Source organism: uncultured Pontibacter sp., from assembly GCF_947492645.1.
Classification (GTDB): Bacteria; Bacteroidota; Bacteroidia; order Cytophagales; family Hymenobacteraceae; genus Pontibacter.
In genome coordinates, this window is record NZ_CANLMZ010000008.1 from 260,683 (window position 1) to 275,044 (window position 14,362).

The following is a 14,362-nucleotide window of genomic DNA, read 5'->3' on the forward strand; positions in this document are numbered from 1 at the left end:
CTTTTTGCTTATGGTTGCTAACTAAAAATACTATATTTGAGGAATTGGTAAGTTTAAAGGAAGTTTTACAACTACATGTAAGTGCAGAAAAGCGTAGGTTTTCGTTTAGCTGCTAGTTATGTGTCATGCTTAGGCGACCGTGTTACATCATATTGCCTGCAAAAAACAATAGAAAAACCATGGACAAAGTTTTAATTAAGCCAGATAAAGCAATAAAAGTTTCGCAAGATGTTCTCAATGTGTTAGACAATGCAACAGGAACACCGACATCTGAAATGATTGACCTTGTAAAAGACAAGGACTTTAACTTAGCTTATCTTCGGGATGAATTCGGACATTTAATTTCTGGGCTTTCTTTCTCTCTTGACAACCGAATTTTTATTGGCATTACTCCAAGCCCTATTGACATTTACTTTGGCATTGCTTACACCTTCCTTGTTAAAAACAACAGAATTTTAGAAGAAATTAAAAAGCAGAAAGAAGACCCTAATCTTCAATGTGTGTTGCTTGCCGATAACAAGTTTAATTCCTTTTTGCAGTATCGTATTTCTTGCATCATCATGCTTCACTCAACATTAGAAGCATTTATTAATAGTATTGTTCCCGACACAAGTTACTCTTATCCAAAAGTTGTTAAGGAACATGGACAAAAAATTACCAAGCACCTATCAAAAGAAGAAGTTGAGCGGCTAAACTTTTCAGAAAAATTTAAAGATGTAGTTAAGCATATTACACAGTTAGATTTTGCAACAACAAATCAAAATCTATACATCAGCATTAATAAGTTGAATAATCTAAGATGCGACCTGATACATTTGAAAACAATGAAGGACGGCAAGAAAGAAAATCACATCCAAGTTTATGTGCAAATTATCAAAGCTGACTTAGACAAATACACAGCCGATGTGAAAGCGTATATTAACACAATCAGACCAGGCACAATTCAGTTTACAAATAAAGAATTGAGCTAATATGCAAAGAAACAGCTTCGTGGCGTAAGTAACACGATCGCTTAATAAGGGCTTAAACGAAACGGCGGGTAAGGTGCTTAATCAAACAGTAATGCATTTAAATAACTTTGGATCAGGACGAAAGCTTTGTGCTACTCTGCTGCCACTTTATAAAGCCCCGATCCGTTAGCACACTCTCAAAACGAAAAATAAAATACAACAGCACTATGTCAGAAGAAATGAAACAATGCCCAAAATGTAGTTCGCCTTACGGTTACGCAATGGATGAAAATACCTACGCTTGCCCTGAATGTGGAAACGAATGGAACCCAAATGAAGTTGAAGAAGAGGCAGGGCTGAAAGTAATAGATGCTAACGGGAATCAGCTTCAGGATGGAGACTCTGTTGTTGTAGTCAAAGATTTACCTGTAAAAGGCGCTCCAAAACCAGTTAAGGCAGGCACAAAAGTAAAAAACATCCGATTAACGGATGGAGACCATAACATTGACTGCAAAATCGATGGCTTCGGTTCCATGGCCCTCAAGTCGGAGTTTGTGAGAAAAGCATAAAAAACTTTTAACGCATTAAAGCCTTTTAACAACAGCGGGTATGTGGCAATAACGGCAAGGTGAAGATAAAAAGGAAAGTACTTAAAACAACCTCATGCGAAGCAAACATAGAAGTATTGTAGTTTACCTTCTACACCCTATACCTTAGCGCCAATTAGGGCAAATTCCGTATTACCTATTTATGAAATATACTTCCCCCGAACTCAGGACCGTAGATGTAACACGGTACGTTACGCCTTTACGCGAGGGCGGTTCGCTTCCAGCCATAGTAGAGGCCGACGACGAGTTTCTGTACGTCCTAAAATTCAGAGGCGCCGGCCAGGGCATCAAAGCTTTGATTGCAGAGCTTATCTCCGGCGAAATTGCCCGCCTGCTTGGCTTCAGGGTGCCCGAAATTGTTTTTGTAAACTTGGATGAAGCCTTCGGCCGCACCGAGCCCGACGAAGAGATACAAGACCTGCTACGTGCCAGCGAAGGCCTTAACCTGGCGCTTCATTATCTTTCCAAAGCTATCACATTTGATGCTTTAGTTAACAGCGTAGATGCCAAACTTGCCTCGCAAATAGTATGGCTTGATGGCCTGATTATGAACGTAGACCGTACGCCCCGCAATACCAATATGCTGATGTGGAAGAAAGAGCTATGGCTGATTGACCATGGTGCCTCCTTATACTTCCACCACAACTGGGACAACTGGAAAGAGCAGGCAAAACGCCCCTTCTCACAGATAAAGGACCATGTGTTACTGCCAAAAGCCACAGAGCTGGAAGCTGTGAATACAGCGTTTAAAGCTATACTTACCCCAGAACGCATTCAGGCTATTGTAGCACTAATCCCGGATGAGTGGTTGACAGGCGGTGACTCTCCGTTTGCTTCTGCCGACGAACACAGGCAAGCCTATGCCTCCTTTTTAGAGAACAGAGTTGCTAATTCAGAGATATTCGTGAAAGGGGCGCAGGATGCAAGATAAGCACTTATTTGAGTACGCTGTGATACGCGTAGTGCCTCGGGTAGAGCGTGAGGAGTTCATGAATGTTGGCGTTATACTTTACTGCCGTGGCCTTGGCTTTCTGCAAACTGTATATAACCTGAACGAAGAACGGCTACAGGCTTTTTGTAAGGAGCTGGATGTAGCAGAGCTACAGGAAAGGCTGCAGGCGTTTGAGCGCATCTGCAAGGGCCGCTCAGAAGGCGGTCCGATTGGGCAAATGTCTATCTCGGAGCGGTTCAGATGGCTGACGGCTGCACGCAGCACCATCGTACAAACTTCGGCTGTGCACCCTGGCCTCTGCACCAATGCGCAGGAAATGCTGGATCACTTACACCGCCAATTGGTACTTTGATCTCTTTTTTGCAGCGCCGGGTCCAACCACCCCTAACCCCTCCTTGTTTAAGGCGGGGAATTCTGCTATTACTTTAGCTTAAGTATAGGCTAAGTGGCTTCTGCTTAATCTCCTTTTTACCAAGATCCTTTCAGGATGACAAAAAGTAATAACTTAAACTATGGTGACGGAACTGTAATCAGTAGGTAAAATTCCCTGCCTTGGACTAGTAAAAACGAGAGTTTGAAACTAGCGAGCAGAGTTCTGTGGGGCCAGGGGTGGTTGGCCGGTGCTGCAGGTAATCATGTTCATTACGATATTCAAGTTCTAATTATGATGGTGCCGGACCTACCGCTGCAACCTTAAACTAAAATCCATTTGAGGCAAAGCACAGAAAAGGCTAAATTGCATCAAATATAAAGTTATGAGCAAAGCAAATTGGAAAACCGTTAAGGAATACGAGGATATAACCTATAAAAAAGCAGACGGCGTTGCCCGAATCGCTTTTAACCGACCTAACGTACGCAACGCGTTCAGGCCTAAAACTGTATTTGAGCTTTTTGATGCGTTTCTGGATGCCCGCGAAGACACTTCTATTGGCGTAGTATTGCTATCTGCGGAAGGCCCATCTACAAAAGATGGCGTGTACTCTTTCTGTAGTGGCGGCGACCAGAACGCACGAGGGTTTCAGGGGTATGTAGATGAGTCTGGTATACCTCGCCTGAACATACTGGAAGTACAGCGCCTGATCCGCTTTATGCCAAAGGTGGTGATAGCCGTAGTACCAGGCTGGGCAGTAGGCGGCGGACACAGCTTGCATGTAGTTTGCGACCTGACACTTGCCAGCAAAGAGCACGCAATCTTTAAACAGACTGATGCTGATGTTACCAGCTTCGATGGTGGCTATGGCTCTGCTTACCTGGCTAAAATGGTAGGTCAAAAACGTGCCCGAGAGATCTTCTTCCTGGGTAGAAACTACTCGGCACAGGAGGCTTATGACATGGGCATGGTAAACGCTGTGATTCCACACGATGAGTTAGAAGATACTGCCTACGATTGGGCACAGGAAATACTGGCAAAGTCACCGACTTCTATTAAGATGCTCAAGTTCGCTTTTAACGCAACTGACGATGGCATGGTAGGCCAACAGGTATTTGCCGGCGAAGCCACCCGCCTTGCCTACATGACCGAAGAAGCCAAAGAAGGCAGAAACGCTTTCCTGGAGAAGCGCAAGCCAAACTTTAAGGATATACCCTGGATTTCGTAACAGAAGTATAAAGTATAAAACAAAGGCCTGCTGCAGCACATGTAGCAGGCCTTTGTTTTATACTTTATACTCTCTAGAATGCAAGATGTGGAGCCTGCCTTTTCTACTCTCCCAAGAAGGAAAAGCTGTCATTGCGCTAGCTTAAGTATAAGCTCTGTAGCTTCCTACAAACTCCCATCCACTAATATCCTTTCTGGATGACAAAAAGAAAAAGCCTCTAAAATGATAGCAGAAGAAGCAGTAAGCAGAATTCCCCGCCTTAGACTAGTGAAAACGAGAGTTAGAAACTAGCGAGCAGAACTCTGAGGGGTTAGGGATGGTTGGAACCGGCTAAGGCTACTCCTCTCCCCCGCTTCTGCGTGAGCCACGATATAACTCATACTTTAGCAGGCGGCAGTCTATAGGGCCATTGTAAAGTGGCGTGCGGCGGGAAGCGCGCAGTCCTACACTTTTAGCTGCTTCCAGGTTTCCGGTAAATACAAAGGCATCGAAGCCCTGGTAGCTATTCTTTAACGTGTCGCCTATATTTTTGTAAAGCAGGTTGATATCATCGGACTGTATACGCTCGTTATAAGGCGGGTTCATTACCAGTACCCCTTGATCGGCAGGAGCAGTCGTTTTAAAGAAATCCGCTTCTTCTACCTTAATAACATGCTGCAGGCCGGCATTTTCTATATTATTTAAAGCTGCCTCCACGTAGTCTGCATCAATGTCGTAGCCCAGTATAGGGGCTTGTGGAGCTTCTTTGTGCTTGGCCTCTGCTGTGTTCCATACCATCTCGAACAATTTCCCGTTATAGTCTTTCCATTTTTCAAAGCCGAAGGCGTCGCGGCGGTAAAGGCCGGGGGCAATGTTCTGGGCCATCATGGCTGCCTCTATCAAAAATGTACCAGAGCCACACATCGGATCTATAAAGGTAGACTTTTTGTCCCAGCCCGTTAGTGCGATAATACCGGCAGCCAGTACTTCGTTTAGCGGCGCAACGTTGGTTTGCAGGCGGTAACCACGGCGGTGCAGCGAATCGCCGGATGAGTCCAGCGACAGCGTCACCATGTTCTCGTGCATGTGCAGGTTAATGCGCATATCAGGCCGTACCCTATCTACAGAAGGGCGCTCACCGGTTGCTTTCCTGAACTGATCTACAATGGCATCCTTCGTGAGTTGTGCTACAAAAAGCGAGTGCTCAAAAGTAGAATGGCTAACCACGGCATCAATGGCAAAAGTCTGCTCCAGGTCAAAATAATCGGCCCACCTGATTTTCTGCACCTGCTCGTATAGGTCTTTTTCATCGCGGGCCTTAAAGTTGCGGATGGGTTTTAGCACGCGAATGGCGGTGCGGCACCACATATTGGCTTCGTACAGCTGGCGCAGGTTACCTGAGCAGGTTACGGCACGGTTTCCTACCTTTATGTATTCCATGTCCAGGGCACGGAGTTCTTCTGCCAATACTTCCTCAAAACCAGAGAGTGTGGTGACTATGATATTGAAATTACCGTTCGGATTCTGCTTTGCCATACTTTATACTTTATTCTGAGTACAAAAATAGCGCTTTAATAGTTAAGAGTTAAAAGTTATGCGTGAAGAGTTGCAATTGTAGGATGATCTCTAAAGGAGAACACCAGCACAAACCTTATCACACAGCTATCTAATTGGCATCACCTTACAAAAATGTATGCTTTAAAGCCTCATACTTATAACTCTTAACTTTTAGCTTTTAACTTGTATCTGCTTTTCTTAATTTACGCTCTTTAATGCAGGCTCTTTGTTAAAAACCGGCATAAACAGGCATCTTTCACTTTTTTAAATACCCCTCATGCACCTCGACATAATCGATTGGATTGTAATAGCCGTTTTCGGCATCTTGATTTTAGGTATTGGCATAAGTTATACTGGTAAGGCCAGCGGTAGTATGGCCAATTACTTTTTAGGAGGCCGAAACTTAACCTGGTGGGTGGCCGGTACCTCAATGGTTGCCACTACTTTTGCCGCCGACACGCCGCTTGCCGTTACAGAACTTGTTGCCCAAAGTGGTATATCCGGCAACTGGCTCTGGTGGAACATGCTGCTGGGAGGCTTACTTACCACTTTTTTCTTTGCAAAGCTTTGGCGCCGTGCCGGCATCATCACCGACCTCGAGTTTATAGAGATGCGTTATACTGGCAAGCCTGCTTCTTTCCTGAGGGGCTTCCGGGCAGTATACCTGGGCATTTTCATGAACAGCCTTATCATCGGCTGGGTAAACGTAGCCTTGATGTCCATCATTGAGGTCTTTTTTGAAGTACCCAAATCTGAGCAGCTGTTTTACGTTGGCATCGCCATGGTAGTGGTAGTGGTTTATTCGTCGCTGTCTGGTTTACTGGGAGTTGCCATTACAGACGTAGTGCAGTTCGTGATAGCCATGGCCGGATGTATTATACTTGCCTACCTGGTAGTTACCTCCGAAAAAATTGGCGGCATCTCTGGCTTAAAAGAGCAATTGCCAAGCTGGTCTCTGGATTACTTCCCAAGTATAGGTACCGGAGAGGCCACGGCCTCGGGAGTGGCCAAATCGCTTACTTTATCGCTGGGCGCATTCCTGGCGTTTACTACGGTACAATGGTGGGCCAGCTGGTATCCGGGTAACGAGCCTGGCGGCGGCGGTTACATTGCCCAGCGTATGATGAGTACCAAAAACGAGAAGCATGCCCTTTACGCAACCTTGTTCTTCCAGATTGGGCACTATTGCATCCGCCCTTGGCCATGGATTATCGTGGCACTTTGCGCGGTGGTTTTATACCCTGACCTGTCTGCTGCCGATAAAAAGCTAGGCTACGTTATGGCGATGAAAGACTTCCTGCCTGCCGGCTTAAAGGGTTTGCTGCTGGTTGCCTTCTTTGCTGCTTACATGAGTACCATCTCTACACAGCTTAACTGGGGTGCCAGTTACATCATCAACGACTTTTACGGCCGCTTCATCAACAAAGAAGCAAGCCAGAAGCAGCTGGTAACGGCATCGCGCATCACAACAGTTATTCTGATGGTCGTGTCGCTGGCAGTAACCACGCAAATTACGTCTATCTCTGCCGTTTGGACCTTTATTATGGAGGCTGGTGCAGGTTTGGGGCTGGTACTCATACTTAGGTGGTACTGGTGGCGCATTAATGCCTGGAGCGAGATTGTGGCTACTATCGCACCTTTCTTAGGTTATGGCGTGGCTAAGTATGTACTTGGCCTGGAATTCCCTAACAGCTTCTTCCTGACGGTTGGCTTTACAAGTATAGCCTGGATAGCCGCCACTTTTTTAACCCGCGCTACGCCAATGGCCAAGCTGCAGGCTTTCTACGAGAAAATTCAGCCCGACGGTGCCTGGGCTCCTGTCCGTAAATCGCTTGGCTTGCCCAAACCTAAAACAAAGGTGTTCCATTTGCTTATTGGCTGGATATCGGCAGCAGTAATGGTATACTCTACCCTGTTCCTTATCGGCGATTTTATTTTCCAGAACTATACCCGTTTTGCCATGTGGCTGGTTTTTGCTTTAGTAGCCGGATTTACCATGGTTTATACTTCTAAGCGCATCAACTTCTTCGAAGACTAATGGCGAATTAAAGCAGGTGGCTTATAGAGGAAATAAAGTATAAAGGCGCAAACTAGTTTGCGCCTTTATACTTTATACCACGCTCAAGTATCATGTTATACTTATACTTATGGTAAGGTGTAAAACACATACGCTAATATGTTGCGGCCTTCTAGCTCCCAAACGTTCAAACTTTTTAACTTTCTGACTCCAATCCTTACCTTTGCTTATAAATTTACCGCTTATGAAACTAGAGTCCGACTATTCTCTTAAAGCTTATAACACCTTTGGCATTGATGTAAAGGCAAAATTATTTGTGCGTTTTGGCACCGTGCAAGAGTTACAGCAATTGCTGCGGATGCCGGAAGTGCAGCAGGAAGAGAAGCTTATTTTAGGCGGCGGCAGCAACGTGCTTTTCACAAAGGATTTTGAAGGTGTAGTGCTCCGAAACGAGATTAAAGGCATTGAAGTGGTGCGCGAAGATGAACAGCATGTATACTTAAAGGCTGGCAGCGGCGAAGTATGGCATGAGTTTGTACTTTATACGTTGCAGCACAACCTGGGCGGTATAGAAAATCTGTCGCTTATACCGGGCTCGGTGGGTGCTGCGCCTTTGCAGAACATCGGGGCGTATGGCGTAGAACTGAAAGACGTTTTCCATGAGCTGGAAGCAGTTGAGTTATCAACCGGCAAAATCCATCAATTTGACAACAACACCTGCCAGTTTGGTTACCGCGAAAGCATTTTCAAGAACAAGCTGAAAGGGCAGTATATTGTAACAGCAGTAACGTTTAAGCTACACAAGCAACACAAACTAAACACCAGCTACGGGGCCATCCAAACCACTTTGCAGGAAATGCAGGTGCAGCAGCCAACTATACATGATGTGAGCGCAGCTGTTTGCCACATTCGCAGCACAAAGCTGCCAAACCCGAAAGAGATTGGCAATGCCGGCAGCTTCTTTAAAAACCCTGAAATACCTCTGGCACAGTTCGAGCGCCTGAAGGCGCAGTTCCCGGATGTTCCCTCCTATCCTGTTTCTGCGACTACAGTTAAAGTACCAGCTGGCTGGCTGATTGAGCAATGCGGCTGGAAGGGCAAAGTGCTGGATAAGTATGGCGTTCATAAAAACCAGGCATTGGTACTTGTAAACTATGGCGGTGCAAAAGGCGAGCAATTGCGCCAACTAGCCTACGATATTATTGCTTCTGTAGAAGATAAATTCGGGATTAAATTGCACCCGGAAGTGAACATAATTTAGATTAAGTTAAAAGTATAAAAACATAGCATATTGGCTCAACTTTATTCACAAGGCTGCGATATACAAGATAATTAAAATCTGAAGCCATGATAAGAAGAGAAATTTATACTTTATTTTTTGCACTAGTAACCCTTGCCTTTTTTAGCAGCTGCAGCGACGACAACGACGACCCGAAGCCAATAACAAAAACCGATTTATTAGTAGCGCATGAGTGGCGCGGCGACCAGGTATTGGCAGCAGGCATTGATGTATCTAACAGGCCGGAGATAACCGGGCAGATAGGCCAGATAAAAACAGCCCGCATCAAGTTTGACCGCGATGGCACCTACGATGCTTCCTTTACATCAAGCCTTGGTGAGCAAACGCAATCGGGCAACTGGAGCTTTAACAACGACGAAACCAAACTTACATTCGAGCTTTTAGGTGAAGTTGATGTAAAAGAGCTTACTGAGGATAAGTTATATCTTACGTCGCAGCTCCCGTTTCAGGGGGTAATGTTTGATGCGGAGGTACGGTTTATAAAGTAGCTTGAACTATAACAAAGTACAAAATAAAACAGCGGAGGCTCCTGGTTCAGGAGCCTCCGCTGTTTTATACTATAGTTAGCTTATCCGGTTTTACTTTAGTACAGCCAAAGTAGCACCGTTACCACCACGCTCTTCGGCCTCGTTAGCTACGCTGGCAACTTCCGGCACAGAGTATAAGTAATCACGTACTACCTGGCGCAGTATACCATTACCACGGCCATGCACAATCTTTATCTCTGGTATGCCCAGCATGATCGCCTCGTCAGTAAAGTTCATCACCTTGTTAAGCGCATCTTCGGCATACTCTCCTCTGATGTCAAGCGTTGAGCCAAAATCAGCCATACGTTGTGTAATGTTCATGCCGCGGGTATAGCCTTGTTCCGCTTTGGTTTCTGTGGCTTTCTTTTGTTTAGCTACCTGGCCTTCAATTTTCTCCAGGTTATCAACCTTTACAATGGTTTTCAGGCCACCAAACATTACCTCGGCGGTTTTCCCTTTTATACTTACCACCTGGCCAATAGAGTCCTGACCCACCAGGGAAACATTGTCGCCCTCTTTTATACTTGCGTTGGCAACACGTTTATGCAAAGGCTTAGGGTCATCTTTCCGCACCTGCTCGTTGGCAAAGGTTTCCAGTTCACGCCGTGCTTCCTTGGTCTGCTCTTTCTCGGCCTGGCTCTGCTTTATCTGCTGTATCGTAGATTCGATTTTCTGGTTGGCATCTCTGAGGAGCAACTTGGCTTTGCCCTTGGCTTCGCGCATAATATCCTGCTTGCTCTCCTCGAGGTAGTTCTTCAGGTCGGTATACTCTTTCACGTTGCGCTTCAGCTTCAATTCCAGTTTGGTGGCCTCCATTACCTTCTTCTCCAGCTCCTGCTTCTCTGTTTCGAGTTCTTCCAGCAACCTGTCGTAGCGTATCTTGTCTTTACCCACCAGGCTGCTGGCTTTATCTACGATCTCTTTTGGCAGTCCAATTTTACGTGCAATCTCTATCGCGAACGAGGAGCCTGGCTTGCCTATCTCTAACTGATAAAGCGGTTGCAGGTTCTTATGGTCGTAGCGCATGGCGCCGTTTATAATGCCCGGCGTTTTCTCGGCAAAGTTTTTCAGGTTGGTATAGTGCGTGGTTATCACACCGTATACCCTGCTGTTGGTAAGCGTCTGCAAAACGGCTTCTGCAATGGCACCTCCAAGTACAGGCTCTGTACCTGTGCCAAATTCGTCTATCAGTATCAAACTTTTATGATCGGCTACTGTCACAAACTTGCGCATGTTGGTAAGGTGCGAGCTATAGGTACTCAGGTCATTTTCTATAGACTGCTCATCCCCAATGTCGATAAAAATATCGTGGAAGATGCCCGCCTCCGAGCCATCCTCTACCGTAATCAGCATACCACATTGCACCATGTACTGCAACAAGCCAACTGTTTTTAAGCTCACCGATTTACCACCGGCGTTTGGCCCCGAAATAAGCAGGATGCGCTGGTCGCGGTTAAGCTCCAGGTCCATGGGTACGGTTGGCTTGCCCAATTGGCGATGTGCCAGGAACAGCAGCGGGTGTATAGCCTTTTTCCAGTTGATGTGCGGGTACTTCTGCAAGCTTGGCTTTGTAGCATCTACACGGCGTGCAAAGGCAGCCTTAGCACGTATAAAATCCAGCAGGCCCAGGTACTGGTAAGCCTTGCGCAGCTCTGGTATGTGGTGGCGCAGCGTATTTGTAAGCCCAACAAGTATGCGCACCAGTTCCCGGTGGTAAGCATTTTCCAGGTCCTTTATGTCGTTGTTGAGTTCAAAGATAGACTCCGGCTCAATGTATACTGTTTGTCCTGTAGCCGACTCATCATGAATCAGGCCTTTGATGCGGCGTTTATACTCTGCAATAACTGGTATCACCAAACGGCCTCCGCGAATAGTTGGCTCTACGTCAGATGGTGTCCAACCTTCGTTTTTAGCATGCCGAAGTATAGACTGTATTTGCTTGCGAAGCACAGACTGCTGCGCAATAAGATCGCGCTTCAGGCGCTGCAGTTCCGGTGTGGCATCGTCGCGCACGGCTCCGGCGTCGTCAACTACTTTATCAAGAGCAGCGATTAAGGAGCGCTCTACAGTTACGTTGGCACCCAGGGCTTTCAAGGCCTCATACTTTCCTTCTTCGGCGCTGGATATAAAGCGCTGCGAGCCGCGGATGGTACGCAGCGACATTTTAATCTCGAAGAAATGCACTACATCTAAATAGGCTCCTTCCAAGGTTGCCCGATCGAGGTAAGCATTAACGTCGAAGTAATGCTGTAAGGGTATTTCTGCATCAGACTCCAGCAATTGTTTAAACTCTTCAGTTTGCTGTAGTAGTCGTTCCACCAGGTCGTGGCGGTTCAGGAATTGCATGCGGTTTACAAACTGGCGCCCCAGCGGGCTAAGGCACAGGTCAGAAAGCATCTCGCGAACCTGCGCAAATCCAATTTTTATTTCGAAATTATCTGGATAGATCAATGTTTATCTCTTAATTTAAGGCAAATTTAGCATTTAATAACAAGTAAAAGCAGGTGTTTTGTTCGTTTCGAATACACTTGTTTTGACAAAAGATTGTGACAAAGGACAAAAAATATCCGCATCACTTTTAACACTTAACTTTTCCACCATGGTTCTTGATAAACTCGCTAACGCACAACGCTATTACGCGTTGCACCCCTTGTTCGAAAAAGCTTTTTCATACCTGCGCGACACCAACCTGGCAACTGCGTCAACCGGCGTGCACGAAATTGATGGGAAAAATCTATTCGCTATTGTATCAGAGGCCGCGGGCGTAACCGAGCAGGAGTATAAACTGGAAGTGCACCGCAAGTACATCGACATACAGTATGTGGTTTCCGGCACAGACAGAATGGGCTGGAAAGACCTGGCAAAGTGTGATGCTCCCAATGACCCTTACAATGCAGAACGGGACGCCGCTTTTTTCCCTGATAAAACCAGCTCCTGGTTTGACGTCCCAACTGGCTCTTTCACCATCTTCTACCCCGATGACGCTCACGCTGCCATGGTTACCGGTGAGAATATAGTACGTAAGGTAGTGCTTAAAATTGCTGTGGCAAGATAAGTATACTCGCTTGCAAGATTACGCTTATCTGTTGATTTCAACGATAAAGCGTATGTTTATGTGGGTTATACAGTAGTTGAAAAATGAAAAAATGCGAATCTTGCGGAATATATAATATGGAGATTATTGATTCTGAACGAAATTCAAATATTCCTTATCAGCAGCGGGGTATTTGCCCGGCAAGTGGCACGGAAACGAAGAGCTATTACAGGTAGCAGTTATGATTCCGGTTATAGCAGCTGCAAGTAGCATGTAAGGAGTAAAATTGATAAAGCATCTCGTAAGGCCATTCTTCTTTTGCTTTGACTTAGATAAAATCGTTAATCTACGCACAACCTGCCATTTGGCAAACAAGTTACCTTTAAGCCATACAGCAATAGCCTCACGCATGAAAAAAAAGCTAAAGTTTACATTTGCCATACTTTTTACGGCGCTGCAGGCTGTTGTAGCGCAGCAGCAGGAGCTAAAGTTTGCAGCAGCTGATGTAAAGGCTGATGTAGCCTACCTATACAAAACCCTGGAAAACGCGCATTATAATTTGTTTGCGTATGTTAGCAAGAATAAGTATGACAAGGCGTATGCAGCTATTCAAAAATCCATCGGGACAGACTCTTTAAGCTTGTTAGAGACTACTAAGCTTTTCCAGAAGTTTACAGCCGTTGGCAATGTGGGGCATTGCGAAGTAGACTTTCCAGCTCAACCCTATATTGCATATGCCCAAAACGGAGGGACAGTTTTTCCGCTAGAGCTGGCTTTCGAGAACAACCACGCTTATGTGCGTAAAAACTATGCAGCAAACGCAAATATTACTGTCGGAGATCAGGTTATAAGTATAGACAAAACACCGATTAAAAGTATACAGGAAGCTATACACCCCTTTCTTTCGGCAGAGCGCACATATTTTAAAAATGCGAAACTTGAGTTCTGGTCTTTCCCGAGGTTATACTGGTCTGTATTAGGAGCAAAAGAGACTTTTGCGGTTAAAGTAAAAACGAAAGAAGGAAAGCAGGCAACTTATACTTTGCAGGCCATCCCGGTAATGGATTACGAGACAAAGCGTGGCGGTGAGATATTGAACAATGCACGTGTTTTTAAGCACATAAATGCTGTGGCTTATATCAATCCCGGCCCTTTCAGTTCTTCGGAAGCAGACGGTGAAGAGAGGTTTAAAGCCTTTGTAGATGCTGCCTTCACAGACATAAACACAAAGAACACTCAAAACCTGGTTGTAGATTTAAGAAACAACTCCGGCGGCCACAATGCCTATAGTGATTACCTGATCTCATACTTTGCAGATAAGCCCTTTAGGTGGTTTTCGAAGTTTGAGCTAAAGACAAGCGAAGTGCTGAAGGAACATACTAAGAAAAATGCCACCGAAATGGACGCCTACACTACAGCCATACTTAACCACGAAAACGGCGAAGTTTTTGCCTACGACCAACCCATTCAAAACCCGGTTGCTGAGGCCAAACGCTTTAAAGGAAAAGTATACGTATTAGTAAACCGCCAGACCTACTCCATGGCAGCCGTTAGCGCAGCACTCGTGCAGGATTATGGCTTTGCCACAATAGTAGGAGAAGAAACAGGAGATGTGCCCACCTTGTATGCCTCACAGTTCTCGTTTAATTTACCTAAAACAGGCATCATGGTAAAGGTGCCCAAAGGCTACATCGTACGGCCCAACGGAAATGAAAAGTTAGCCGGTGTTGTACCTGACCACGTTGTAAAAGATCACCTGCTTGATGAGGAGGACGAGATACTAAACTACACGCTACAGACCTTACTGAACTCAGCTACTCAAAAGCCTTAACTTAGCCCT

At 45.6% G+C, this 14,362-nt stretch carries 12 protein-coding genes; 10 read left to right on the plus strand and 2 right to left on the minus strand.

Going from position 1 to position 14,362, the window contains the following annotated elements:
* Positions 1-179: 179 nt before the first annotated feature.
* From Q1A23_RS11600 to Q1A23_RS11620, 5 genes are all read left to right on the plus strand, one after another.
* The gene (locus Q1A23_RS11600; RefSeq protein WP_299823510.1) at positions 180-971 is read left to right on the plus strand and encodes a hypothetical protein; all 792 of its coding nucleotides are present in this window, start codon (positions 180-182) and stop codon (positions 969-971) included.
* Between the two features lie 206 nt (positions 972-1,177).
* On the plus strand, positions 1,178-1,519 hold the full coding sequence (locus tag Q1A23_RS11605; protein ID WP_299823513.1) for a zinc ribbon domain-containing protein YjdM: 342 nt from the start codon (positions 1,178-1,180) through the stop codon (positions 1,517-1,519).
* Positions 1,520-1,700: 181 nt separating this feature from the next.
* A complete protein-coding gene (locus Q1A23_RS11610) occupies positions 1,701-2,489 on the plus strand; it encodes a HipA family kinase (protein ID WP_299823515.1) in 789 nt (262 codons plus the stop codon).
* Complete coding sequence (locus Q1A23_RS11615; RefSeq protein ID WP_299823518.1) at positions 2,479-2,862, plus strand: DUF3037 domain-containing protein; 384 nt, start codon at positions 2,479-2,481, stop codon at positions 2,860-2,862. The genes Q1A23_RS11610 and Q1A23_RS11615 overlap by 11 nt, the downstream gene beginning before the upstream one ends.
* A 403-nt stretch (positions 2,863-3,265) precedes the next feature.
* Entirely contained in the window at positions 3,266-4,108 is an 843-nt protein-coding gene (locus tag Q1A23_RS11620) for a 1,4-dihydroxy-2-naphthoyl-CoA synthase (protein ID WP_299823521.1), read from the plus strand.
* Positions 4,109-4,444: 336 nt separating this feature from the next.
* Here the strand turns inward: Q1A23_RS11620 and Q1A23_RS11625 are convergent, their stop codons facing one another.
* Positions 4,445-5,623, minus strand: a complete 1,179-nt coding sequence (locus Q1A23_RS11625; RefSeq protein WP_299823524.1) for a THUMP domain-containing protein — start codon at positions 5,621-5,623, stop codon at positions 4,445-4,447.
* Positions 5,624-5,921: 298 nt separating this feature from the next.
* Between Q1A23_RS11625 and Q1A23_RS11630 the strand changes: the two genes are divergently transcribed.
* The 3 genes from Q1A23_RS11630 to Q1A23_RS11640 all read left to right on the plus strand — a co-directional run bounded on the left by Q1A23_RS11630 (position 5,922) and on the right by Q1A23_RS11640 (position 9,449).
* Positions 5,922-7,682: a sodium:solute symporter family protein gene (locus Q1A23_RS11630; RefSeq protein ID WP_299823527.1), complete on the plus strand. Its 1,761-nt coding sequence runs from the start codon at positions 5,922-5,924 to the stop codon at positions 7,680-7,682.
* 223 nt (positions 7,683-7,905) lie between these two features.
* A complete protein-coding gene (gene murB / locus Q1A23_RS11635; RefSeq protein ID WP_299823530.1) occupies positions 7,906-8,922 on the plus strand; it encodes a UDP-N-acetylmuramate dehydrogenase in 1,017 nt (338 codons plus the stop codon).
* Between the two features lie 86 nt (positions 8,923-9,008).
* Positions 9,009-9,449, plus strand: coding sequence for a DUF5004 domain-containing protein (locus tag Q1A23_RS11640; RefSeq protein ID WP_299823533.1), 441 nt, complete (start codon positions 9,009-9,011; stop codon positions 9,447-9,449).
* A 90-nt stretch (positions 9,450-9,539) separates the two neighbouring features.
* Here Q1A23_RS11640 and Q1A23_RS11645 read toward each other — a convergent pair whose 3' ends face one another.
* The gene (locus Q1A23_RS11645) at positions 9,540-11,939 is read right to left on the minus strand and encodes a Smr/MutS family protein (protein ID WP_299823536.1); all 2,400 of its coding nucleotides are present in this window, start codon (positions 11,937-11,939) and stop codon (positions 9,540-9,542) included.
* A gap of 148 nt (positions 11,940-12,087) precedes the next feature.
* Between Q1A23_RS11645 and Q1A23_RS11650 the strand changes: the two genes are divergently transcribed.
* Positions 12,088-12,543 (plus strand): YhcH/YjgK/YiaL family protein, encoded by a 456-nt coding sequence (locus Q1A23_RS11650; protein ID WP_299823539.1) that lies wholly within the window; start codon positions 12,088-12,090, stop codon positions 12,541-12,543.
* A 388-nt stretch (positions 12,544-12,931) separates the two neighbouring features.
* Positions 12,932-14,353 carry a S41 family peptidase gene (locus tag Q1A23_RS11655; protein WP_299823540.1) on the plus strand — a complete coding sequence of 474 codons (1,422 nt, stop codon included), beginning with the start codon at positions 12,932-12,934 and terminating at the stop codon, positions 14,351-14,353.
* Positions 14,354-14,362: the final 9 nt, after the last annotated feature.